Source organism: Micromonospora inaquosa, from assembly GCF_003857055.1.
GTDB classification, from domain to species: Bacteria; Actinomycetota; Actinomycetes; order Mycobacteriales; family Micromonosporaceae; genus Micromonospora; species Micromonospora inaquosa.
This window is the reverse complement of sequence record NZ_QGSZ01000245.1, coordinates 1-22,528: the sequence shown is the minus strand read 5'-3', so window position 1 is coordinate 22,528 and position 22,528 is coordinate 1. Positions and strand designations below refer to the sequence as shown.

At 70.8% G+C, this 22,528-nt stretch carries 19 protein-coding genes; 10 read left to right on the top strand and 9 right to left on the bottom strand.

The annotated features are described in order from the left end of the window. Positions 1 to 11 precede the first annotated feature (11 nt). Positions 12 to 980 carry a glutamate ABC transporter substrate-binding protein gene (locus DLJ59_RS21635; RefSeq protein WP_208648787.1) on the bottom strand — a complete coding sequence of 323 codons (969 nt, stop codon included), beginning with the start codon at positions 978 to 980 and terminating at the stop codon, positions 12 to 14. A 20-nt stretch (positions 981 to 1,000) separates the two neighbouring features. Next, complete coding sequence (locus DLJ59_RS21630) at positions 1,001 to 1,729, bottom strand: amino acid ABC transporter ATP-binding protein (RefSeq protein WP_124774453.1); 729 nt, start codon at positions 1,727 to 1,729, stop codon at positions 1,001 to 1,003. 163 nt (positions 1,730 to 1,892) lie between these two features. Here DLJ59_RS21630 and DLJ59_RS21625 point away from each other — a divergent pair, with 163 nt between their 5' ends. Both DLJ59_RS21625 and DLJ59_RS21620 read left to right on the top strand, forming a co-directional pair. Further along, positions 1,893 to 3,104 carry an ROK family transcriptional regulator gene (locus DLJ59_RS21625; protein ID WP_208648786.1) on the top strand — a complete coding sequence of 404 codons (1,212 nt, stop codon included), beginning with the start codon at positions 1,893 to 1,895 and terminating at the stop codon, positions 3,102 to 3,104. Between the two features lie 176 nt (positions 3,105 to 3,280). Further along, entirely contained in the window at positions 3,281 to 4,108 is an 828-nt protein-coding gene (locus DLJ59_RS21620; protein WP_158630886.1) for a DUF3152 domain-containing protein, read from the top strand. Between the two features lie 184 nt (positions 4,109 to 4,292). Here DLJ59_RS21620 and ilvD read toward each other — a convergent pair whose 3' ends face one another. Further along, complete coding sequence (gene ilvD, locus DLJ59_RS21615; RefSeq protein ID WP_124774451.1) at positions 4,293 to 6,140, bottom strand: dihydroxy-acid dehydratase; 1,848 nt, start codon at positions 6,138 to 6,140, stop codon at positions 4,293 to 4,295. A gap of 129 nt (positions 6,141 to 6,269) precedes the next feature. On the opposite strand from ilvD, the gene DLJ59_RS21610 reads away from it, so the two are divergent. The 5 genes from DLJ59_RS21610 (at position 6,270) to serA (ending at position 14,396) form a co-directional block, all read left to right on the top strand. Then, the gene (locus tag DLJ59_RS21610; RefSeq protein ID WP_124774471.1) at positions 6,270 to 8,624 is read left to right on the top strand and encodes a putative bifunctional diguanylate cyclase/phosphodiesterase; all 2,355 of its coding nucleotides are present in this window, start codon (positions 6,270 to 6,272) and stop codon (positions 8,622 to 8,624) included. A 188-nt stretch (positions 8,625 to 8,812) separates the two neighbouring features. Next, a complete protein-coding gene (locus tag DLJ59_RS21605; protein WP_124774450.1) occupies positions 8,813 to 10,693 on the top strand; it encodes an acetolactate synthase large subunit in 1,881 nt (626 codons plus the stop codon). Between the two features lie 81 nt (positions 10,694 to 10,774). After that, complete coding sequence (ilvN, locus tag DLJ59_RS21600; protein WP_124774449.1) at positions 10,775 to 11,290, top strand: acetolactate synthase small subunit; 516 nt, start codon at positions 10,775 to 10,777, stop codon at positions 11,288 to 11,290. A 93-nt stretch (positions 11,291 to 11,383) separates the two neighbouring features. Then, on the top strand, positions 11,384 to 12,397 hold the full coding sequence (ilvC, locus tag DLJ59_RS21595) for a ketol-acid reductoisomerase (RefSeq protein ID WP_112582057.1): 1,014 nt from the start codon (positions 11,384 to 11,386) through the stop codon (positions 12,395 to 12,397). A 400-nt stretch (positions 12,398 to 12,797) separates the two neighbouring features. Further along, positions 12,798 to 14,396 carry a phosphoglycerate dehydrogenase gene (gene serA, locus DLJ59_RS21590; protein WP_124774448.1) on the top strand — a complete coding sequence of 533 codons (1,599 nt, stop codon included), beginning with the start codon at positions 12,798 to 12,800 and terminating at the stop codon, positions 14,394 to 14,396. Positions 14,397 to 14,471: 75 nt separating this feature from the next. Here serA and DLJ59_RS21585 read toward each other — a convergent pair whose 3' ends face one another. Then, positions 14,472 to 14,828, bottom strand: coding sequence for a hypothetical protein (locus DLJ59_RS21585; RefSeq protein ID WP_124774447.1), 357 nt, complete (start codon positions 14,826 to 14,828; stop codon positions 14,472 to 14,474). A gap of 309 nt (positions 14,829 to 15,137) precedes the next feature. Next, a complete protein-coding gene (locus DLJ59_RS21580; RefSeq protein WP_124774446.1) occupies positions 15,138 to 15,980 on the bottom strand; it encodes an FAD:protein FMN transferase in 843 nt (280 codons plus the stop codon). 227 nt (positions 15,981 to 16,207) lie between these two features. Here DLJ59_RS21580 and DLJ59_RS21575 point away from each other — a divergent pair, with 227 nt between their 5' ends. Together DLJ59_RS21575 and DLJ59_RS21570 are read left to right on the top strand one after the other, a co-directional pair. Then, positions 16,208 to 17,239 (top strand): 3-isopropylmalate dehydrogenase, encoded by a 1,032-nt coding sequence (locus tag DLJ59_RS21575; RefSeq protein WP_124774445.1) that lies wholly within the window; start codon positions 16,208 to 16,210, stop codon positions 17,237 to 17,239. A gap of 163 nt (positions 17,240 to 17,402) precedes the next feature. After that, on the top strand, positions 17,403 to 18,500 hold the full coding sequence (locus DLJ59_RS21570; RefSeq protein ID WP_124774444.1) for a branched-chain amino acid aminotransferase: 1,098 nt from the start codon (positions 17,403 to 17,405) through the stop codon (positions 18,498 to 18,500). Between the two features lie 67 nt (positions 18,501 to 18,567). On the opposite strand, the gene DLJ59_RS21565 is transcribed toward DLJ59_RS21570, so the two are convergent. From DLJ59_RS21565 to DLJ59_RS36405, 4 genes are all read right to left on the bottom strand, one after another. Next, entirely contained in the window at positions 18,568 to 19,359 is a 792-nt protein-coding gene (locus tag DLJ59_RS21565; RefSeq protein WP_124774443.1) for a tyrosine-protein phosphatase, read from the bottom strand. A 19-nt stretch (positions 19,360 to 19,378) separates the two neighbouring features. Beyond that, positions 19,379 to 19,837, bottom strand: a complete 459-nt coding sequence (locus tag DLJ59_RS21560; protein WP_124774442.1) for a PRC-barrel domain containing protein — start codon at positions 19,835 to 19,837, stop codon at positions 19,379 to 19,381. Positions 19,838 to 19,922: 85 nt separating this feature from the next. Then, positions 19,923 to 20,453, bottom strand: coding sequence for an alkylhydroperoxidase, AhpD family (gene ahpD, locus DLJ59_RS21555; RefSeq protein WP_124774441.1), 531 nt, complete (start codon positions 20,451 to 20,453; stop codon positions 19,923 to 19,925). 2 nt (positions 20,454 to 20,455) lie between these two features. Next, entirely contained in the window at positions 20,456 to 20,632 is a 177-nt protein-coding gene (locus tag DLJ59_RS36405) for a hypothetical protein (RefSeq protein WP_158630885.1), read from the bottom strand. Positions 20,633 to 20,935: 303 nt separating this feature from the next. On the opposite strand from DLJ59_RS36405, the gene cimA reads away from it, so the two are divergent. Then, positions 20,936 to 22,519, top strand: a complete 1,584-nt coding sequence (cimA, locus tag DLJ59_RS21550; protein ID WP_124774440.1) for a citramalate synthase — start codon at positions 20,936 to 20,938, stop codon at positions 22,517 to 22,519. Positions 22,520 to 22,528: the final 9 nt, after the last annotated feature.

The window sequence follows — 22,528 nt, the reverse complement described above, 5'->3', positions numbered from 1 at the left end:
CGAGAGGTTGCTCAGGAGCCGTCGGCGGAACCGAGGGCCGGCGGGGTGGGCGCGCCACCCTCGACCACCGAGCCGAGGGTGCCTTCCCAGACCTTCGCCCACGTGCCGTCGGCCTGGATCTTCTTCAGCCAGTTGTTGACGAACTCCTTGAACTGGGTGTCCTCCCGGTTGAGGCCGATGCCGTACGCCTCGGTGGTGAACGGCTCGCCCACCACCTTCATCCCCGGGTTGGCCTTGGCGCCCGAGGCGAGCAGCGTGAAGTCCTGCACGTACGCGTCACCGCGCTTCTGCAGCAGGGCCTGTAGCGCCTGCGGGTCGGTGCCGAAGGCGATCTGCTTCGAGCCGGGTGCGGCGGAGGGCAGCGCGGTGACGGCGGGGGTGTTCGCCCCGACGATGACGGTCTTGCCGGCGAGGTCCTTGACGCTCTTGATCGAGGTGTCGTCCTTGCGGACCCCGACGGCGAGACCCGACGTGAGGTACGGCCCGGCGAAGGCGACCTGGGTGGCCCGCTGCGGGGTGATCGTGTACGTCTGGAAGACCGCGTCCACCGACTTGGCCTGGAGCATGGCCTCGCGGGTCTGGGTGCCGATGGTCGTCGTCTTCACCTCGGGCTTGCCGATGATGTACTTCGCCAGCAGCTTCGCCATGTCGGCGTCGAAGCCCTCGATGGTGCCGCTGACCGGGTTCTGCTGGGCGAGCAGCGGCGCGTCCAGGGAACCGCCGATGTTCAGGTAGCCGCGCTTGCGGATCGCGTCCATGGTCGAGCCGGCCGGGATGTCCGCGTCGGTGGCGACCGGGGCGGCGTCGTACACCGACTGGGCGACCACGCCGTCGCCGCCCAGGCCGGGGTTGCCGGGCAGCGTCGGTGCGCTGCTGCCGCTGTCACCGCCGCAGCCGGTCGCGGCGAGGGCCACCGCGACCGCGGTGGCGGTGAGGGCGAGCGAACGCCGCCCGGTGAAGCTCATCTTGAGGATTGACATGACACCCTCCCGTTTGGGGGCTAGTGCTGGAGGATCTTGGACAGGAAGTCGCGGGCCCGCTCGGTGCGCGGAGCTGCGAAGAAGTCGTCGGGGGCGCCGGATTCGACGATGCGGCCGTCGTCCATGAAGACGACCCGGTCGGCGGCGCGGCGGGCGAAGCCCATCTCGTGGGTGACCACGATCATGGTCATTCCCTCGGCGGCGAGGGAGACCATCACGTCGAGCACCTCGTTGACCATCTCCGGGTCGAGGGCCGAGGTCGGCTCGTCGAAGAGCAGCACCTTCGGTTGCATCGCCAGCGCGCGGGCGATCGCCGCTCGCTGCTGTTGCCCGCCGGAGAGTTGGGCCGGGTGGTGGTTCGCCTTGTCGGCGATACCGACGCGGTCGAGCAGGGTCATCGCCTGCTGACGTGCTTCGGGCCGGGCGATCCTGCGGACCCGGGTGGGGCCGAGGGTGATGTTGTCCAGCACCGTCTTGTGGCCGAAGAGGTTGAAGGACTGGAAGACCATGCCGACGTCGGCACGCAGCCGGGCCAGCGCGCGGCCCTCGGCCGGCAGCGGCTCGCCGTCGATCTCGATGCTGCCCTGCCCGGCTGTTTCCAGACGGTTGAGGCAACGGCACAGGGTCGACTTGCCGGAGCCGGACGGCCCCACCACGACGACCACCTCGCCGGCGGCCACCGTGAGGTCGATGTCCTTGAGCACGTGCAGCGGGCCGAACCACTTGTGCAGGCCGCGTACCGACACCATCGGTCGGTCCGCACCCGTCGTCCCCGGTGCCACCAGACGGCCCCACTTTCTTCGATCACCGAATCAAGTCGGCTTCATATCGAACCAACAGCGCCATCTAAAGGTAGCCAGGAAACTAAGTCAACCAGTTGCTTGAACAAACTCCGGGTGCTAAGAAGCTGACGTGACGATTGACGACGCGCCACGCGAAGCCCTCCGGGGCGGCCCTCGGGAGCTTCTGCGCTGGGTGGCCACCGGAGCGGCCGTCAGTCGTGCCGACCTGTCCCGACTCTCCGGGCTGTCTCCGTCGACGGTTTCCCAGCGGGTCGAGACGTTGATCAACCAGGGGTTGCTGGAGGAGACCGGCGCCGGACGGTCCCGAGGTGGACGACGACCGCGCCAGCTCGCGGTGCCCACCGGCGGGGCCGTGGTCGGCGCCATCGACCTCGGCGCGCATCACGCGCGCGTCGGCACCCTGGACCTCTCCGGGCGGGTGGTCCAGGGCCGCACCCTGCCGGTCCGCATCGAGGACGGCCCGGAGCAGGTGCTCGGCGCGCTGCTGGCCGAGGTCGCGGCATTGGCCGCGCCCAGCGCATCGACGGCCTCCGGCCTCGTCTCGTCACCTACCGCTTCGACGACGGCGGACAACGCCGCAGGCGTGCTGCGGGGTATCGGCATCGGCATTCCCGGCCCGGTGCAGCACGCCACCGGGCGGATCGTCAGCCCGTCCCGGATGCCCGGCTGGAACGGCTTCGACGTCGCCGCGTTCTGCGCCGGCCGGGTCGACGTGCCGATCATCGTGGACAACGACGCCAACCTGATGGCGCTCGGCGCGCACCGCACCGCACATTCCGAACTGGACCATGCCGTCTACATCAAGGCCGGCACCGGGATCGGCTCCGGTGTCATCTCCAGTGGACGTTTGCACAGGGGCGCGCAGGGGTCTGCCGGCGACATCAGCCACTGCCGGGTGGTGGCTGATCCCGCGCCGCTGTGCAGTTGCGGCAACGCGGGTTGCCTGGAGGCGGTGGCCAGCGGCGCGGCCCTGGTCACCGCGCTACGCGACCAGGGCGTGCCGGTCTCCGACCTGACCGGCGTGATCCGCCTGATCGACGACGGCGACCGGCACGCCACCGCGCTCGCCCGGCAGGCCGGCCGGGCCATCGGCGAGATCCTGGCCGTCGTGGTCAACTTCTTCAACCCGCAGGTGGTCGCCATCGGCGGCCGACTCGCCGACTGCGAACCACTGCTGGCCAGTATGCGGGCCACCCTCTACGAGCGGTGCCTGCCGTTGGCCACCCAGACCCTGCTCATCGAGCGGGTCGCCACCAGCCAGGACATCGGCATCACGGGCGCGGCCCACCTGGTGATCGACCACGTCGTAGCGGCCGCCTGACCTCGCTCAAACCGGCTCCGATGATTACCCAGGGTGCCTTGCCTTGGTGCGATGTGCCCGGAATATAGCTCTTTGGTCGCGTCCAGCCTCCGATTGCCTTGACATTTTCCTTACAGGCAGTCACATAGCCTTCCGGTGCTTCTCACTCACCAGTGCTCGCTCCTGGAGGTTTCGACGTGCGGATCAACGGACGGCTGCTCGCGCCGATCTCGTTGGCGGTGGTGCTGGCGACCGCCGCCTGTGGCCTGTCCACACCGGCTTCCGGGCAGGCCGAAAACCCACCGTCCGGCTCGACTGCCCAAAGCTCAGAGCGGAGCCCCGGCGATACGCCGACCTCCAGCCCGACGCCGGAGATCCCGGCCGACGCGCAGATCCCCACCAGGGCCGCCGGCACCTTCACCACGGCCACCGGCACCGGTCGCGTGATCGGCGCCGGCAAGACGCGGGTGCGCTACAGCGTCTCGGTGGAGAAGGGCATCGCCTGGGGTGACATCCCCGCCTGGAAGCCGGACCGGTTCGCCGCGAGCATCGAGCAGGTGTTGGCGGCACCGAACGGATGGGCCACCTCGGCGCAGCACCCGGTCACCAACGCCGCGGTGGACCTGACCCGCGCCTCGTGGTCCTTCCAGCGGGTCAGCACCTCGAAGGTCGACGTCGACGTCCGGCTCGCGACACCCAGGACGGTGGACAGACTCTGCGGTGCGAGCGGCGTCGACACCGAGGGGGTCTACTCCTGCAAGTACGGCAAGACCATCATGATCAATCTGCGGCGTTGGCTCCACTGCTCACCGGGCTACCCGGTCAGCATCGACGAGTACCACGCCGGCGTGATCAACCACGAGTTCGGGCACTTCCTCGGCTTCGCCCACATGAAGTGTGGCGGTCGCGGCAAGCCGGGCCCGGTCATGATGACCCAGACGATGGACCTGGGCGGGTGCCTGCCGAACGTCAGCCCGTTCGTCGGGAACGGGCAGTTCGTCAGCGGACCGTGGGCGCCGTCCTGACCCGGTGATCCAGGTACCTCGAAGCCCCACGACGGCCGTCCGGCCTTTCCGGCATCACGTCTCCAGATCTTGGACAGTTTCCGTTCTGCGCGAACGGAAACTGTCCAAGATCTCGACGGAGTCGACGGGGCGGGCCCGCCTGCGACCGCCGGCTCGGCGGTCGGCCCGCCGAACCGGACTGCCTCTACTCCGGGACGCGGCGGTAGGCGCCGTCGCTGGCCGAGGTGGCCATCGAGGCGTACGCGCGCAACGCCGCCGACACCGGGCGCTGCCGGTCGGTCGGGGTGTACGGCTTGTCGCGCTTCTCCTCGGCCACCCGTCGCGCCTGCAACTCCTCGGCGGGCACGTTCAGCTCGATCGACCGGCCCGGGATGTCGATGACGATCTCGTCGCCGTCGCGGACCAGGGCGATCATCCCGCCGGAGGCCGCCTCGGGGGAGACGTGCCCGATGGAGAGCCCGGAGGTGCCACCGGAGAAACGGCCGTCGGTGAGCAGCGCGCAGGAGCGGCCCAGCCCGCGTCCCTTGAGGAACGAGGTGGGGTAGAGCATTTCCTGCATGCCGGGACCGCCCTTGGGCCCCTCGTACCGGATCACCACGACGTCCCCGGCGACCACCTGCTTGGCGAGGATCGCGGTCACCGCGTCGTCCTGCGACTCGTAGACCTTCGCCGGGCCGCGGAAGGTCAGGCAGTCGTCCGGCACGCCGGCGGTCTTCACCACGCTGCCCTCGGGCGCCAGGTTGCCGTGCAGGATGGCCAGCCCGCCGTCGGCGGAGTACGCGTGTTCGCGGTCCCGGATGCAGCCGCCGGCCGCGTCGGTGTCCAGCGACGACCACCGGTTGGTGGTGGAGAACGGCTCGACGGTACGCACCCCGCCGGGGGCGGCGTGGAACAGCTCGACCGCCGTCGGCGTCGGGGAGCCGCCCCGCACGTCCCAGTCGGTGAGCCACTGAGCGAGGGAGGGGGAGTGCACGGCGTGCACGTCCCGGTTGAGCTGCCCGGCCCGGTCCAGTTCGCCGAGGATCGCGGGGATGCCACCGGCCCGGTGCACGTCCTCCATGTGGTAGTTCGGCGAGTTGGGCGCGACCTTGGCCAGGCACGGAACCCGCCGGGAGATCGCGTCGATGTCGGCGACGCCGAAGTCCATCTCCGCCTCGCGGGCGGCGGCGAGCAGGTGCAGCACCGTGTTGGTGGAGCCGCCCATCGCCACGTCCAGGGCGACGGCGTTCTCGAAGGCGGCCTTGGAGGCGACGGTGCGCGGCAGCACCGATTCGTCGTCGCCGTCGTACCACCGCTTGGCGATATCCACGACGGTCCGGCCGGCCTCGACGAAGAGCGACCGGCGGGCGGCGTGGGTGGCCAGCGTCGAACCGTTGCCGGGCAGCGCGAGCCCGATCGCCTCGGTGAGGCAGTTCATCGAGTTGGCGGTGAACATGCCGGAGCAGGAGCCGCAGGTCGGGCAGGCGGAACGTTCGATCTCACCGAGCTGCTCGTCGGTGACCGCCTCGTTCGAGGAGGCGATCATGGCGTCGATCAGGTCGATCTTGCTGTGCACGACGCCCTCGATCGCCATCGTCTTGCCGGCCTCCATCGGGCCGCCGGAGACGAAGACGGTCGGGATGTTGAGCCGCAACGCGGCCAGCAGCATCCCAGGGGTGATCTTGTCGCAGTTGGAGATGCAGACCAGGGCGTCCGCGCAGTGCGCGTTGACCATGTATTCGACCGCGTCGGCGATCAGCTCACGGCTGGGCAGCGAGTAGAGCATGCCGCCGTGGCCCATCGCGATGCCGTCGTCGACCGCGATGGTGTTGAACTCCCGGCCCACTCCACCGGCCTCGGCGACGGCGTCGGCGACCAGGCCACCCATGTCCTTGAGGTGTACGTGACCAGGCACGAACTGGGTGAAACTGTTGGCGATGGCGACGATCGGCTTACCGAAGTCGTCGTCGGTCATCCCGGTGGCCCGCCAGAGGGCCCGGGCGCCGGCCATCGTCCGACCGTGTGTGGAAGTCCTCGATCGCAGCTCAGGCATGCGTACCAGCATGACACCGTCGGTACGCCGACCCACCCGGGTATCTGCCGTGTCCCAACAGATGCACACTCAGCCCCCCACGGCGTGCGCCCATCCGGCACTCTTGGAGATGTGCATCTTCCATCGGGCATGGTCGCTGTCGCGGCGCTCAGCGGGCTCGTCGCCGCGGTGGCCGTGGTACTGCTGACCGTCGTGGCCCGACGGCGGACGGGGCCGCGTCGACCGGCTCACATGCTGCTCGCGGCGGCCGCCGGAGGTGCCCTGCTCAGTCTCCTGACCGGGGTGGTCGCCGCGCTCAGCGCGAACGAACACTGGGCCCACGAGCAGGGGCAACGCACCGGTTGGGCGACAGTGGTGGCGATCGGCACGGCGCTGAGCGGGCTGGCCTTCGCCGCTGGTCTGCTCCGACTGCCCGGGGTGGCCGCCACCGCGGCGGGAACGGCCCGACTCGCCCTGGACGGGTTGGTCATGGCGGCGGCGCTGTGGTTCGTCGGTTGGGTGCTCTTCTCCGAGCCCACCCGATTGCTCGGTGCCTCCACCCCGATGGCCTGCCCGGCGATTCTGGTGGCCACGGTGAGTGCCGCGCTCGGTGCCGGGCTGGCCGTGATCGTCGTCTTCCGGGCCGCCGCCCCACGTCGACGGCTCGCCGCGCTGGGCGCCGGCATCACAGCGGTGAGCTGCGGCGGGTTGGGGTTGAGTGCCGGGCTCTGCCAGGCCGGGCCGACCATGGCGCTGACCGGCGCGGCGATGCTCGCCGCCGGCCTGCTGACGGTCGCGCTCGCGATGTACCGGGCCGACCGGCCGGGCCAGGTCGACCTGGACCTGGTCGGTCGCGACGGCGAGTACGCCATCGCCCCGATGCTGGCGATGGCCGCCTCGGCGATGTACCACCTCGCCCAGGACGGCCGGTTCAACGCGGCCGGCATCGTGGCCGGCAGCGTGGAGGGTTTCGCCCTGGTGGCACGTCAGTACCTCACCCTTCGCGACGTCCGCGGTTACGCGGGCCGCCTGGTCGAGCGGGAGGCGCACTTTCGTGAGTTGGCGCACACCGATCCACTGACGTCGTTGGCCAACCGGCGCGGGCTGCTCCGAGCGCTGCACCGCAACGCCGCTGACCACAACCCCTGCGTGCTGCTCGGCCTCGACCTGGACGGGTTCAAGAACGTCAACGACATGCGGGGCCACGACGTGGGCGACGCCGTGTTGGCCGAGGTGGGCCGGCGGCTGCGCGGCAACCTGCGCCCCGGCGACGTGGCCGCCCGGCTGGGTGGCGACGAGTTCGCCGTACTCATGCAGGGCCGGTCGGTCGAGGCGGACCGGGTCGCCGAACGGCTCCTCGGGGTGCTCAACCGGCCGTACGACCAGCCGGAGGGGCCGGTCTTCCTGTCGGTGAGCATCGGGGTGGCCGACTGGGCCGACGAGCCGGACGTGGACCTGCTGCTGCGCCACGCCGACCTGGCGCTGCGCTACGCCAAGCAGCGTGGCAAGAACCGGATCGAGCGGTACGACGCCGCGTACGACCAGCTGTTGCGCCGGCGTACGACGGTGGAGCACGAGCTGCGCGGGGCCATCGACCGCGACGAGCTGCGGTTGGCCTTCCAGCCGGTGGCGTCGCTGCCGTCGGTGCGGCCGGTCGGCGCCGAGGCGCTGCTCCGCTGGCACCATCCTGAGCTGGGCAACGTCCGTCCGGACGAGTTCATCCCGCTCGCCGAGGAGTGCGGGATGATCGCTCCGCTCGGCGCGTGGGTGCTGCATCAGGCCTGCTACCAGCTCTCCCGGTGGCTGGCGGACGGGCACGACGTCTGGGTGTCGGTCAACGTCTCCCCGCGCGAGTTGCACGCCCCGGCGTACGTGGTCCAGGTCGCCGAGGCGCTGCGCGCCCACCATGTGCCGCCGCAGCGGCTGGTTCTGGAGGTCACCGAGCACGCGGTCGCCACCGATCTGGACGAGCTGATCCGGCGGCTCACCGCGCTGCGGTTGACCGGTGTCCGGATCGCGCTGGACGACTTCGGGGCCGGCTACTCGTCGCTGGGGCAGCTGCGCCGGCTGCCGATCGACATCCTCAAGATCGACCACAGTCTGGTCGCCGAGCACGAGCCGGTCCGCCCCGTCGACCAGGACGGCCCGGCGTTCGCCCCGATGGTCGACATCGTCATGCGACTGGGCCACCAGTTGGGGCTGGAGGTGATCGCCGAGGGGGTGACCACCCCGACCGAGTTGGCCGCGGTGGTGGCCGCCGGTTGCCGGTTCGGCCAGGGCGCGCTCTTCGGCTGGGGGGTGCCGGCCGAGCACCTGGAGGCGATGTTGGAGGCGGCCACGTCCCCGGGTGCGCGTCCCGCTCCGGTGCCCGCGCCACGTCGCGCTCCGGGCGGGTCCGGGCAGCTCAGCCCGGCTGCCGATGGCGCGTCGCCGACCGACGCGCCGGCCTCCGTTAACCAACATGTGGGATCAGTTGACTCATCGCGTGAGATGCGCAAGGCTTAGCCACATGTCGTCGTACCGGTCGCTGCGAGTACTTACCTGAGCGCACTCTCCCTCACCGAGAGTGCGCTGGCCCCGTGCATCTGCACGAGGGCCGTTTTTATTGCCATCGGAACCTGGCGAAGCGGGCCCCGCCTGCGTCGCATCGCTTGACTAGCCACCAGCCACTCCAGCCGAAGGCCAGAACCGCCATGACGAGACCCACGCCCGAGACCCTCGCCCACACCGCCCGCCGGGCCCGCGCGGCCGCCGACCCGACCCTCGACGTCGATCAGGCCACCACGCGCCCGGCCACCCCGGCCGTTCCGGCGGTACGGCCCTCCGCACCGACCCAGGTTTCCGGGGCCGGCTCGCTCGTGCGGTCCCTCGAGGCGCTCGACGTCGACGTCGTCTTCGGCATTCCGGGCGGCGCGATCCTGCCGGCGTACGACCCGCTCTACGACTCGACGGTCCGGCACATCCTGGTCCGGCACGAGCAGGGCGCGGGCCACGCGGCGACTGGCTACGCCCAGGCCACCGGCAAGGTCGGCGTCTGCATCGCCACCTCCGGCCCGGGCGCGACGAACCTGGTCACCCCGATCGCCGACGCGTACATGGACTCGGTGGCGATGGTGGCGATCACCGGGCAGGTGGCCCGCCCGTCGATCGGTACCGACGCCTTCCAGGAGGCGGACATTCAGGGCATCACCCTGCCGATCACGAAGCACAACTTCCTCGTCCAGACCGCCGAGGAGATCCCCCGGGTGTTGGCCGAGGCGTTCCACCTGGCCAGCAGCGGGCGACCCGGCCCGGTGCTGGTCGACATCCCCAAGGACGTGCTCCAGGCGCCGACCACCTTCACCTGGCCGCCCACGCTGGACCTGCCCGGCTACCGGCCCACCCTGCACCCGCACGGCAAGCAGATCCGGGAGGCGGCGCGGCTGATGGCGGGCGCCCGACGGCCGGTGCTCTACGTCGGCGGTGGCGTGCTCAAGGCCGGCGCCACCGACGGGCTGCGGCGGCTGGCCGAGATGACCGGCATCCCGGTCGTCACCACGTTGATGGCGCTCGGGGCGTTCCCCGATTCGCATCAGCAGCACCTGGGGATGCCCGGTATGCACGGCACTGTCGCCGCGGTCTACGGCCTGCAGAAGGCGGACCTGATCGTCGCGTTGGGCGCGCGCTTCGACGACCGGGTCACCGGCAAACTGGACTCGTTCGCCCCGGACGCGGCAGTGGTCCACGCGGACATCGACCCGGCGGAGATCGGCAAGAACCGGCACGTGGACGTGCCGATCGTCGGCGACGCCAAGCACGTCATCGACGAGCTGATCGTCGCGGTCAGCGCCGAGCGGTCGACGGGGCGCACCGCCGACCTCGGTGACTGGTGGACGCAGCTGAACGACCTGCGCGACCGTTACCCGCTGGGCTACGACGAGCCGTCCGACGGAACCCTGTCCCCGCAGTACGTCATCAAGCGGCTGGGCGAGATCGTCGGCCCCGACGCGATCTTCGTGGCCGGGGTGGGTCAGCACCAGATGTGGGCGTCGCAGTTCATCTCCTACGAGAAGCCGCACACCTGGTTGAATTCCGGCGGCCTCGGCACGATGGGCTACGCGGTGCCGGCGGCGATGGGCGCCAAGGTCGGCAAGCCGGACACGGTGGTCTGGGCGGTGGACGGTGACGGCTGCTTCCAGATGACCAACCAGGAGTTGGCCACCTGCGCGCTGGAGGGCATCCCGGTCAAGATCGCCGTGATCAACAACGGCAATCTCGGGATGGTCCGACAGTGGCAGACGCTGTTCTACAACGAGCGCTACTCCAACACCGAGCTCGGCACCCACAAGCACCGCATCCCCGATTTCGTGAAGCTCGCCGAGGCCCTGGGCTGCGTCGGGCTGCGGTGCGAGAACGCGGCTGACGTGGACAAGACCATCGCCGCCGCCATGGAGATCAACGATGCGCCGGTCGTGATCGACTTTGTGGTCGGCAAGGACGCGATGGTCTGGCCGATGGTCGCCGCCGGCACCAGCAACGACGAGATCATGTTCGCCCGTGGCGTCCGCCCGGTCTTCGACGAGGATGACATCTGACATGAGTGAGCACAGCGAACGAATCAGCAGGCTCAGCCCTGTCCACGGTCGTGGCACGACCGAGCGAAGCGAGGCCGTGGCATGACCATGCACACCCTGTCCGTGTTGGTGGAGAACAAGCCGGGCGTGCTCGCCCGGGTCTCCGGCCTGTTCTCCCGGCGCGGGTTCAACATCGACAGCCTCGCCGTCGGCGAGACCGAGAACCCGGACGTCTCCCGGATCACCATCGTGGTCAACGCGGATTCGTCCCCGCTGGAGCAGGTCACCAAGCAGCTGAACAAGCTGGTCAACGTACTCAAGATCGTTGAACTGGATCCGCAGGTCTCGGTTGCCCGGGAGTTGCTGCTGGTGAAGGTTCGCGCCGACCGGACCGCGCGGTCGCAGGTGCTGGAGACCGTCAACCTGTTCCGCGCCCGGGTGGTCGACGTCGCACCGGACACGCTGACCATCGAGGCCACCGGCACCCCGGACAAGCTCGACGCGCTCCTGCGCGACCTTGAGTCCTTCGGCATCAAGGAAATGGTCCAGTCCGGGCTGGTGGCCATCGGGCGCGGTTCGCGTTCGATCACCGCCGGTCCCGCGCTGCGGGCCGCCTGACCCGCCGCCGGTCGGCCCCGGCGGGCCGTCCCGGAAATCATCCGCACAGACCACGACGGGCCGCCCCGGCCGTCGTACGAAAGGGAAGTTCTCATGAGCGTTGAGGTGTTCTACGACGACGATGCCGACCTCGGCCTGATCCAGGCCAAGAAGGTCGCGGTGATCGGTTACGGCAGCCAGGGCCACGCCCACGCGCTGTCGCTGCGGGACTCCGGCGTCGACGTGGTGATCGGTCTGCCGGAGGGCTCGAAGAGCCGACCCAAGGCTGAGGAGCAGGGCCTTCGGGTCGTCACGCCGGCGCAGGCCGCCGCCGAGGCCGATGTGATCATGGTGCTCGCACCGGACACCGCCCAGCGCGGGATCTACGCCGAGTCCATCGCCCCGAACCTGGCCCCGGGCAAGGCGATCTTCTTCGGCCACGGCTTCAACATCCGGTACGGCCTGATCAAGCCGCCGGCCGAGGTGGACGTGGCGATGGTCGCGCCCAAGGGCCCCGGCCACCTGGTCCGCCGCCAGTACAGCGACGGCAAGGGCGTGCCCTGCCTCGTCGCCGTCGAGCAGGACGCCAGCGGCAACGCGCTCGCGCTCGCCCTCGCGTACGCAAAGGGGATCGGCGGCACCCGGGCCGGCGCGATCAAGACCACCTTCACCGAGGAGACCGAGACCGACCTCTTCGGCGAGCAGGCGGTGCTCTGCGGCGGCGCGTCGGCGCTGGTGCAGACCGGCTTCGAGGTGCTCACCGAGGCCGGCTACGCCCCGGAGGTCGCCTACTTCGAGTGCCTGCACGAGCTGAAGCTGATCGTCGACCTCATGTACGAGGGCGGCATCGCGAAGATGCGCTACAGCATCTCCGACACCGCCGAGTACGGCGACCTCTCCCGTGGCTCGCGCATCATCGACTCCCGGGTCAAGGACGAGATGCGCAAGATCCTGGGTGAGATCCAGTCCGGCGAGTTCGCCCGCGAGTGGGTCGCCGAGGACGAGGCCGGCCGGCCCAACTTCACCAAGTGGCAGGCCGAGGGTGCGGCGCACCCGATCGAGGAGACCGGCAAGAAGCTGCGCGGCATGATGAGCTGGGTCGACCGCCCGATCACCGAGACCGCCTGACCGTCCGGCTCGTCCGGACGACGATTCACCGACAGCCCCCGGGCTGGCGCTCTCCCCAGCGCCGCCCCGGGGCTGCCCGGCATGCTGCCGCCCGTCGATGCGTCGGGCGGCAGTGCTCGTGGGCCACCACGCTCCCGCAAGGGCCGGGTGACCGACGCCACCAGGGGTTCGGCGCGGCCTGAGCGACCGTGTCGGCGCGGTGAACGGCCGATGTCCGTCGCCCGACCGGGCGTGTGAGGGCACTCACCCCGAAGACCGGAACACGCCGACCAGCGGGGCCCCTACGATCGCCTGTAGGTGCAGCAGCCGGCACCTGACGGCCACGGCACGGATCAGCGCAGGGCGCAGTGCAGCGCCCGGCCGCCCGCGCCGATCGCAAACACGACCTCTACGAGGACCGATGAATCCTGTCGTACTGATCGCCGAAGAACTCGCCCCCGCCGCCATCGAGGTGCTCGCCCACGACTTCGACGTCCGTCACGTCGACGGCACCGACCGTCCGGCCCTGCTCTCGGCGCTCTCCGAGGCCGACGCCGTCATCGTGCGCAGCGCGACCCAGATCGACGCCGAGGCGGTCGCCGCCGCGCCGCGACTCAAGGTGGTCGCCCGGGCGGGCGTCGGGCTGGACAACGTCGAGGTGCCGGCCGCCACCGCGCGGGGCGTCATGGTCGTCAACGCGCCCACCTCCAACATCGTCTCCGCCGCAGAGCAGGCCGTCGCGCTGCTGCTCGCCGTCGCCCGCAACACCGCGAGCGCCAGTTCCGCGCTCAAGGCGGGGGAGTGGAAGCGGTCGAAGTACACCGGCGTCGAGGTGCAGGGCAAGACGGTCGGCGTGGTCGGGCTCGGTCGGATCGGGGTGCTCTTCGCGTCTCGCATCGCCGCGTTCGGCACCCGGCTGATCGCGTACGACCCGTACATCCAGCCGGCCCGTGCGGCGCAGCTCGGCGTTCGTCTGGTGGGGCTGGAGGAGCTGCTGCGGGAGAGCGACTTCATCTCCATCCACCTGCCGAAGACGCCAGAGACGGTGGGCCTGATCGGCGAGAAGGAGCTGGCGATCGTCAAGCCCGGCGTTCGCATCGTCAACGCCGCCCGTGGTGGGCTGGTCGACGAGCAGGCGCTCGCGGACGCGATCGCCGAGGGCCGGGTCGCCGGCGCCGGTGTCGACGTGTACAGCAAGGAGCCGTGCACCTCGTCGCCGCTGTTCGCCTTCGACAACGTGGTGGCCACCCCGCACCTGGGCGCCTCCACCCACGAGGCGCAGGACAAGGCCGGTCTCGCCGTGGCCAAGAGCGTCAAGCTGGCGTTGCAGGGCGAGTTCGTCCCGGACGCGGTCAACGTGCAGGCCGGCGGTGTGGTCGCCGAGGACGTTCGGCCGCTGCTGCCGCTGGCGGAGAAGCTCGGTCGCGCGTTCACCGCGGTCGCCGGTGGGATCGCCGCCAGCGTCACGGTCGAGGTCCGTGGTGAGATCGTCAGCCACGACGTGTCGGTGCTCAAGCTCGCCGCCACCAAGGGCCTGTTCAGCTCCGTGGTCGAGGATCAGGTCACCTACGTCAACGCCCCGCACCTGGCCGCCGAGCGGGGTGTCGAGGTCACCCTGGCGACCCTGGCCGAGACGGCCGAGCAGCCGACCCTGGTCACGGTGCGCGGCGCGCTGCCGGACGGCCGGACGGTCAGCGTCTCCGGCACGGTCACCCACACCGGCGCCCGGGACGTGCTGAAGCTGACCGAGGTGGACGGGTTCGACGTGGAGATCGGCGCGGAGGGCATCCTGCTCTTCCTGCGCTACGCCGACCGACCCGGTGTGGTCGGCACGGTCGGTACCCTGCTCGGCGAGTCGGGCATCAACATCGCCGCCATGCAGGTGGCTCGTCGGGAGGCGGGTGGCGAGACGCTGATGACGCTCACCGTCGACCAGGCGCTCGGCGCCGACCTGCTCACCTCGGCCGCCGAGTCGATCGGGGCCACGGCGGCCAGCGCCGCCGACCTGCGCGACGAGTAGTAGACGACAAGCACCGTGGGGGGCCTGGCGATTCGCCGGGCCCCTCGTCATTTCCCGTTCGTGCCGCCGGTCGGGTCAGCCGGGCAGTCGCGCCGGGGGCGGGTAGACCGAGCCGTCCTGCGGGTCGAAGAGCATCAGCCCGTGCTCGCCGGCCAGCCGCTCGATGTCCAGCAGCACCTGGTCCGCGCAGGTCGGGTGCAGGTTCAACTCGACGTGGTCGTGGGCCGCGTGCAGCGGCGCCACCGCCCACGGGCTGTTCGGGCCGGGGTGACGGTCCGGATAGGAGGCTGTGATCGCCCGGTAGAAGCTGACCACCCGCGGGTCGGGGTAGCGGTCCACGTGCCGTCCCTGCCGGCAACCGTCGACCGCTGTCCGCACGTCCTCGGGCGTCGCCCCGTCCTCCAGGGCCCACACGCTCAGATCGAAACTCACGGCGGATAGCGTGCCATCCGCCGTTCACCATGTCGAAATTGCCTCGCCGCCGGTCAACCATCGATTGCCGCGGCCTCCGGTTGCGACGGTCCGGTGTGGAGACTCTTGCGTCGAGTTGCGTCGATTCGCTAGCGTACGCACTGCGGTCACTGGCCGAGTTCGAGGCGCCGGCCCGTCTTCGGGTGGCGCGGTCGACGTCCGGCCCGACCGGTCCGCACCCCTCGGTTGTGCGAGCCACGCGCACTCGTCGCTGACCGGCCCCCACTGTCGTTGCCGAGATCGTGGGGGCCGATCGCGGGCCCGAGCAGCTCAGCGACGGTGGGCGAAGAGCGCGCGATAGTCGGAGTTGCCCCGGAACCACGCCAGACCGGTGGGGCCGGCGGCGTAGAGCGCTGTGGCGTAGGCGTCGGCGACCGTCAGGTCGGGGCCCACGACGGTGGCGGCCACCAGGTGGTCGGCCGGCTCGCCGGTGTGCGGGTCCACCACGTGCCCCTGCCGCCCGGTCACCCCGGAGGTGCCGATCGCGCCAGCGGTCATCTCCAGCACCATTGGCGCGCGCTCGGGTGCGGTCGGGTGGTGCACGGCGACCCGCCAGGGCCCGCCGTGCGGCGCGCGGCCCCGGACGACGAGGTCGGCGCCGGCGAGGACGGCGTAGTCGTGGATGCCGGCGGCGCGCAGCCGCTCGGCGGCGCGTTCCACCGCCCAGCCGCCGAGCAGGCCGCCCGGGTCGAAGCCGCCGGGCACCGCCCAGGCGTCGAACCACCCGTCGGTGGCGGCGCGCATGGCGGCGCAACGGTCCACCAGATCGGCGAGCGGCGGGTACGACTCCGGGCTGATCTCGGCGCGGCGCAGTCGGGAGACCAGGCTCTCCGGTCGGTTGGGGCCGTAGGTGAGGTCGATGGCGCGCAGCTCGGCGACGCTGTCCCGCAGCGCCTCGCCAACGCCCCGGCGGCCGAGCCACTCGGGGGCGTTCAGCAGCAGGGTGTACTCGGCGGTCGCGGTGCGTACGGTGTGCTGCACCGCGATCCGGCCCCCGGTGGCGCCGGCCGGGTCGATCCGGTGCCGGCGGCTGCCGAGTCGAAGGTCCGGCCGGCGGTTGCGGAACGCGGACGGGTCCGGCCAGCGGGTCCGTGGCTGCTCATCGATGCGCATCGCATCTGCCCCCTCGCACGTGGTGCCGCGTCATCGCGACCCCGTTGGTCAGCGGGCCCCCGCGACCCACTGAGCACCACGGTAGGCAGCGGAGATGACCGCCCCATGAGTCCCAGCTGAGAGGGTGCTGTGCATTCCCCGTCCCAAATTATGGACGTGTCGTACCGGGAGGCGGGACGGCGACGTACCGTTGCCCGGACGGAACCGTTGAACAGAGGAGTGCGGTCGTGGCGCGGATCGCGGTGGTGGCCGGGGACGGCATCGGGCCTGAGGTGGTCGCACAGGCCCGCAAGGTCCTCGACGCGGTGCTGCCCGACGTGCAGGCCACCGAGTACGACCTCGGTGCCGCCCGCTGGCACCGTACCGGAGAGGTGCTGCCCGACTCGGTGTTGGCCGAGTTGGCCGGGCACGACGCGATCCTGCTCGGCGCGGTCGGTGACCCGACGGTTCCCCCGGGTGTGCTGGAGCGGGGGTTGCTGCTCAAGCTCCGTTTCGCCTTCGACCAGTACGTCAACCTGCGCCCGTCGCGGCTCTGGCCCGGGGTCGCCGGCCCGCTGGGCAACGTGAAGCCGGGCGAGGTCGACCTGGTGGTGGTGCGCGAGGGCACCGAGGGGCTCTACGCCGGTGCCGGTGGTTCCCTGCACCGCGACACTCCGGCCGAGGTCGCCACCGAGGAGAGCCTGAACACCCGGCACGGCGTGGAGCGGGTGATCCGCGACGCGTTCGCCCGCGCCGGCCGCCGGGAGCGGCGCAAGGTCACCCTCGTGCACAAGACCAACGTGCTCACCCACGCCGGGTCGCTCTGGGCCCGCACGTTCGACGCGGTCGCCGCCGAGCACCCGGACGTCGCCACCGAGTACCAGCACGTCGACGCGGCGGCCATGTTCCTGGTCACCCAGCCGCAGCGCTACGACGTGGTGGTCACCGACAACCTCTTCGGCGACATCCTCACCGACATCGCCGCGGCCGTCACCGGTGGCATCGGGCTGGCCGCCAGCGGCTGCATCAACCCCGAGGGGGCGTACCCCTCGATGTTCGAGCCGGTACACGGCTCGGCGCCGGACATCGCCGGCCAGGGCATCGCCGACCCGGTGGCCGCGGTGCTCTCCGCGGCGTTGCTGCTGGACCAGCTCGGGCACAGCGAGTCCGCCGCCCGGGTCAACGCGGCGGTCGCCGCCGAGCTGGCCAGCCGGGTTCCGGGCGTGACGCTGCGTACCGAAGAGGTCGGCGACCGACTCGCCGCCCACGTCGTAGCCTGACCGTCCCGGCCCGAACGGCGACCGGCAGGGCGTCGGTCTGCCCGGGCAGTCCTGTCCGGCCCGACCGGCGCTACCCGCTGAACGACCGTTCGGGGTAGGTTTTTGGCACAGCCATGTCGGTGTGCGGTCCCGCACGCCGTTGTTCCGCAGGGAGGTCAACGCGATGAGCGGTGGTGACAAGCTCGACTTCGAGATCCGTCCGAATGCCGCGCCGGTATCCGCTGCCGATCGGGCCGCCCTGCTGGCCAACCCCGGGTTCGGCCGCGTCTTCACCGACCACATGGTCACCGTCCGCTACGCCGACGGCAAGGGCTGGTACGACGCCCGGGTGGAGGCCCGTGGGCCGATCCCGATGGACCCGGCCAGCGCGGTGCTGCACTACGCGCAGGAGATCTTCGAAGGGCTCAAGGCGTACCGCACGGCCGACGGTGGCGTGACGATGTTCCGGCCGGACGCCAACGCGGCCCGCTTCGCCACCTCCGCGCAGCGGATGGCGATGCCGGTGCTGCCGCCGGAGGTGTTCGTCGACTCGTTGCACAAGCTCATCGAGATCGACCGGGAGTGGATCCCCACCGGCGCGGACGGCAGCCTCTACCTGCGGCCGTTCATGTTCGCCAGCGAGGTCTTCCTCGGCGTCCGCCCGGCCAACGAGTACCTCTACATGGTGATCGCCTCACCGGTCGGGGCGTACTTCACCGGTGGCGTCAAGCCGGTCACCGTCTGGGTCTCGCCGGACTACACCCGGGCCGCGCCCGGTGGCACCGGTGCGGCCAAGTGCGGCGGCAACTATGCCGCGTCGTTGGCGGCCCAGGCGGAGGCCATTGAGGCCGGCTGCGACCAGGTCGTCTTCCTGGACGCGGTGGAGCGCCGGTTCGTCGACGAACTGGGCGGCATGAACGTCTTCTTCGTCTACGACGACGGCACGGTGGTCACCCCACCGTTGACCGGCACGATCCTGCCGGGCATCACCCGCGACGCGGTAATCACGCTGGCCGGCGCGGCCGGACACCAGGTCGAGGAGCGGCCGATCAGCTTCGCCGACTGGCAGGCCGACGCCGCCAGCGGACGCCTGAAGGAGGTGTTCGCCTGCGGCACCGCCGCGGTGGTCACCCCGATCGGTGGGGTCCGCTTCCCGGACGGCGAGTTCCTGATCGGTGGCGGCGAGCCCGGCCGGGTCACCATGGCCCTGCGTCAGCAGTTGGTCGACATCCAGCGTGGCGAGGCGGCCGACCCGCACGGCTGGGTGCAGCGGGTCTTCTGACCTTTCGTCGCTGTGCCGGCCCGTCCACCGGGACGGGCCGGCACAGTCGGCCCTGCGCGACGCCGGCCTACGCCTCGGTGGGCTCGTCGAGCAGGTGGTCGCGGAGCGCGGCGAGCTGCTCGTCGGTCACCCCGGCGTGGCGCAGGTACGCCTCGACCGAGCCATGCCCCTCCCGCAGCTCGTCCAGGAAGATCTGCATCGCTTCGGCGGGTGAGCTCAAGAACGGTGCCGGCACGTCCACGCCGCCCGGGGTCACAGAGGCCAGCCAGGCGCTGTACCGCGCGGACGCCTCGCTGCTCAACGCGTAGTCCGCGGTGATGTCCGCGTCGTCGACGCCGAGCGCGGCGAGGGTCAACGCGCAGACGATGCCGGTGCGGTCCTTGCCGGCGACGCAGTGCACCACCGCCGGGGCGTTGGCGGAGTCGGCGATCAGCCCGACCGCCTCGGCCAGCCCGGCGGTGCCGGTCTGGGCCAGGTCGGCGTACCGGTCCGCGAGGTATCGGGCCAGGTTCGCGCCCTCCTCGTGCGGCGTACCCGACCAGTCGGCGTGCTCCGGGTGGATGTGCCGGTAGGCCAGCCCCTGGTACGCGGGCACCCGGCCGTCCCGCTCCACCTCGGTGGGGCGGCGCAGGTCGATGACGGTGCGGATCCCGATCGCCGCGAACGCGTCCTGGTCCTGTTCGGTGAGGCGGTGCAGCGAGTCGGAGCGGTAGAGCCGGCCTCGGCGCACGGATCGGCCGTCGTGGCCGAGGTAGCCACCGACATCGCGGAAGTTGAAGGTGGCGGGGAGCGAGAGCTGGGGGTTTTCCTCGGTGGCATCCACGTTCACACGGTAACGGCCGGTGGGATCGTGCCCCACCGGCCGTCGGGCCGAACAGTCAGCGTGCGGTGCCGGGCGGGAGCGCACCGTACGTCTCGTCGTAGTAGCCACCCAGCTGATCCCGGTAGCCCGGGTCGCTGTGGCTGGTCTCGTCGTACTCCGGGGCGGCCTTGATCTGGTCCCGGGTCCGGTCGACGGAGACGGTGCGCTGGTCGTGGTCGACCTGGTTGACGGTGCCGGCCGGCAGCATCACCTTCTTGCCGAAGATCCAGGGCCCGGTGTCCACGACCAGGTAGCTGCCGCCCACCTCGTGGCTGGCGCTGTCGATTTTGCCGACGCCACCGTCGCTGGCCTCGACCTTGTAGCCGACCAGGTCGGCGTCGGCCACCCCGGCCTGGTCCCGGTAGCGCCAGGGGTCGAAGGTGCCGGCCGGCGCGCCGCCGGGCACCGCGCCCTGGTCGCCGCCGCGAAGCGGGTCCGGCCCGGCGTGGGTGGCGTGCGGATCGATCCTGTCCATGCCGTTCACTCCTGCCTGTCACCGATCAACTCATGTCTGTGGCAGGAGCTACCCGGCCGTCGGGGGCCGGAAACGGCGTACGTGCTCAGGCGAGTGCGGCCTCGGCGTCCAGGGTGACCGCCGCGGCGTGCACCACGGCGGAGATCCGTAGGGCATCGTGCACCTGTTCGCGGCTGAAACCCCGGCCGCGCAGCGTCTTCTCGTGCGACTCCACGCACACGTCGCAGCCGTTGATTGCCGACACGGCGAGGCACCAGAGCTTGAAGTCGCCCTTGTCCACTCCCGGCCTCGCGACGATCTGCATCCGCAGTCGGGCCGGCATCGAGGCGTACCGCTCGTCACCGATGTGGTGCTTGGCCCGGTAGTAGATGTTGGTCATCGCCATGATCGCCGCGGCGGCCTTGGCCGCCTCGATCCCCTCCGGCCCGAGGTGCCCGCGTGCTTCGGCAGCGATCTCCCGGAGCACCAGCGGGTTACGGGCGGCCACGGCAGAGGCCAGCGCGGTGCCCCAGGTCTGTGCCGGGGTCAACGTCGAGGTGCCGATGGTGGAGCCGAGGTTGTGGGCGATGTCCCTGGCGTACGCCGGCAGGGCTGAAGTGATCGCGTCGAGGCTCATGGTCAGCCGCCAGCGGTCTCCGTCGGGCCGATGACGGTGACGTCGCTCGGCCCGACGGAAACCACACGCCACTTGCCCTCGTGGGACGCGTGGTTGATCGTCTTGGACGCGTTGGTGGCGCCCAGCGATGCGCAGGCGGTGAGTCTGTGCTCAGGTAAGCGGTCACTGACGGTGAGCACAGGTCCTCCTTGCAAATGGCACATGGCCAGTTCCAGATGTTTCCGCACCGCTGTTTCCGCCGGTGAGCGCCCTGGTGGCTTGTGAAGCCGATCACGAGCGACGGTTCGGGCTGAACGAACCCTCAGTAATCGTCTCGCCATGTGGATTGTTCCTCCCAAAACCACGGCGGGGTGGCAGAGTGGTCGTCGTGACCAGCACCTCCCTGATTATTGCGACCTAGCGCGCCGGCTCTCCCCTCTGCCGAGCGCGCAGACCTCCCGCATCCGCGGGAGGTCTTTTTGTTGCTCCGAGAAAGGATCCTGATGACGTTCCAGGTCTTCGACACCACGTTGCGCGACGGCGCCCAGCGCGAGGGGCTCACCTACTCGGTGGTCGACAAGCTGGCCGTGGCCCGGCTGCTCGACGAGTTCGGCGTCGGCTTCATCGAGGGCGGCTGGCCGGGCGCCGTACCCAAGGACACCGAGTTCTTCCGGCGCGCCCGCACCGAACTGGAACTGCGGCACGCCGTACTCGTCGCCTTCGGCTCCACCCGCAAGGCCGGTGTTCCGGTCGCGGACGACCCCCAGGTGCGCGCCCTGCTGGACGCGCAGACCCCGGCAGTGGCCCTGGTCGCCAAGGCCGACACCCGGCACGTGGAGCGCGCGCTGCGCACCACCGGCGCGGAGAACCTGGCGATGATCCACGACACCGTCGACCACCTCGTCCGCGAGGGCCGGCGGGTCTTCGTCGACGGCGAACACTTCTTCGACGGCTACCGGCACGACCCCGCGTACGGCGCGGCCGTCGTGCAGACCGCGCTCGCCGCCGGCGCCGAGCGGATGGTGCTCTGCGACACCAACGGCGGCATGCTGCCATCCCAGGTGACCGCCGTGATCCTCGACCTGACCGAAAGGCTGGGGATCGACCCCGGGCTGTTCGGCATACACGCCCAGAACGACACCGCCTGCGCCGTGGCCAACACGATCGCCGCCGTGGAGGCCGGCGTCCGTCACGTGCAGGGCACCGCCAACGGGTACGGCGAACGTCCGGGCAACGCCGACATCTTCGCGGTCGTCGCCAACCTCCAACTCAAGCTGGGTATGCCGGTCCTACCGGAGGGCTGCCTGGCGCAGATGGTGCGGGTCTCGCACGCCATCGCCGAGATCGCCAACATCGCCCCCGACACCCACCAGGCGTACGCCGGGGCCGCCGCCTTCGCCCACAAGGCGGGGTTGCACGCGAGCGCGATCAAGGTCGACCCGTTGCTCTACAACCACGTGGACCCGTCGGTGGTGGGCAACGACATGCGGATCCTGATCACCGAGATGGCCGGTCGGGCCAGCGTCGAGCTCAAGAGTCGCGAGCTCGGCCTGGACCTGGCCGACAGCCCGGAGGCCCTGACCCGGGTCACCAAGCGGGTCAAGGAGTTGGAAGCGGGTGGCTGGTCCTTCGAGGCGGCCGACGCGTCCTTCGAGTTGCTGGTCCGCTCCGAGCTGCCGGAGGGCAGCCCGGCCCGACCGTTCACCCTGGAGTCGTACCGGGTGTTGGTCGAGCACCGCGAGGACGGGGCTGTGGTTTCCGAGGCCACCGTCAAGATCCGGGTTCGTGGTGAGCGGGTGATCGCCACCGCCGAGGGCAACGGCCCGGTCAACGCCCTCGATGAGGCGCTGCGGGTGGGCCTCACCCGGCACTACCCGCAGCTGCGCGACTTCGAGTTGGCCGACTACAAGGTGCGCATCCTGGAGGGCAGCCACGGCACCGGCGCGGTCACCCGGGTCCTGCTGGAGACCTCCGGCAGCAGCGGCCGAGACTGGACCACTGTGGGCGTGCACCCGAACGTCGTCGAGGCGAGCTGGCACGCCCTGGTAGACGCCCTGACCTACGGCCTAGCCCCCACCTCCGTCTAACCCCATCCA

What these genes read in the sequence shown, in the direction of transcription:
- DLJ59_RS21635 (WP_208648787.1), bottom strand. Translation starts at nt 980, where the DNA reads ATGTCAATCCTCAAGATGAGCTTCACCGGGCGGCGTTCGCTCGCCCTC.
- DLJ59_RS21630 (WP_124774453.1), bottom strand. Translation starts at nt 1,729, where the DNA reads ATGGTGTCGGTACGCGGCCTGCACAAGTGGTTCGGCCCGCTGCACGTG.
- ilvD (WP_124774451.1), bottom strand. Translation starts at nt 6,140, where the DNA reads ATGCCTGAGCTGCGATCGAGGACTTCCACACACGGTCGGACGATGGCC.
- DLJ59_RS21610 (WP_124774471.1), top strand. Translation starts at nt 6,270, where the DNA reads ATGGTCGCTGTCGCGGCGCTCAGCGGGCTCGTCGCCGCGGTGGCCGTG.
- DLJ59_RS21605 (WP_124774450.1), top strand. Translation starts at nt 8,813, where the DNA reads ATGACGAGACCCACGCCCGAGACCCTCGCCCACACCGCCCGCCGGGCC.
- ilvN (WP_124774449.1), top strand. Translation starts at nt 10,775, where the DNA reads ATGACCATGCACACCCTGTCCGTGTTGGTGGAGAACAAGCCGGGCGTG.
- ilvC (WP_112582057.1), top strand. Translation starts at nt 11,384, where the DNA reads ATGAGCGTTGAGGTGTTCTACGACGACGATGCCGACCTCGGCCTGATC.
- serA (WP_124774448.1), top strand. Translation starts at nt 12,798, where the DNA reads ATGAATCCTGTCGTACTGATCGCCGAAGAACTCGCCCCCGCCGCCATC.
- DLJ59_RS21580 (WP_124774446.1), bottom strand. Translation starts at nt 15,980, where the DNA reads ATGCGCATCGATGAGCAGCCACGGACCCGCTGGCCGGACCCGTCCGCG.
- DLJ59_RS21570 (WP_124774444.1), top strand. Translation starts at nt 17,403, where the DNA reads ATGAGCGGTGGTGACAAGCTCGACTTCGAGATCCGTCCGAATGCCGCG.
- DLJ59_RS21560 (WP_124774442.1), bottom strand. Translation starts at nt 19,837, where the DNA reads ATGGACAGGATCGATCCGCACGCCACCCACGCCGGGCCGGACCCGCTT.
- ahpD (WP_124774441.1), bottom strand. Translation starts at nt 20,453, where the DNA reads ATGAGCCTCGACGCGATCACTTCAGCCCTGCCGGCGTACGCCAGGGAC.
- cimA (WP_124774440.1), top strand. Translation starts at nt 20,936, where the DNA reads ATGACGTTCCAGGTCTTCGACACCACGTTGCGCGACGGCGCCCAGCGC.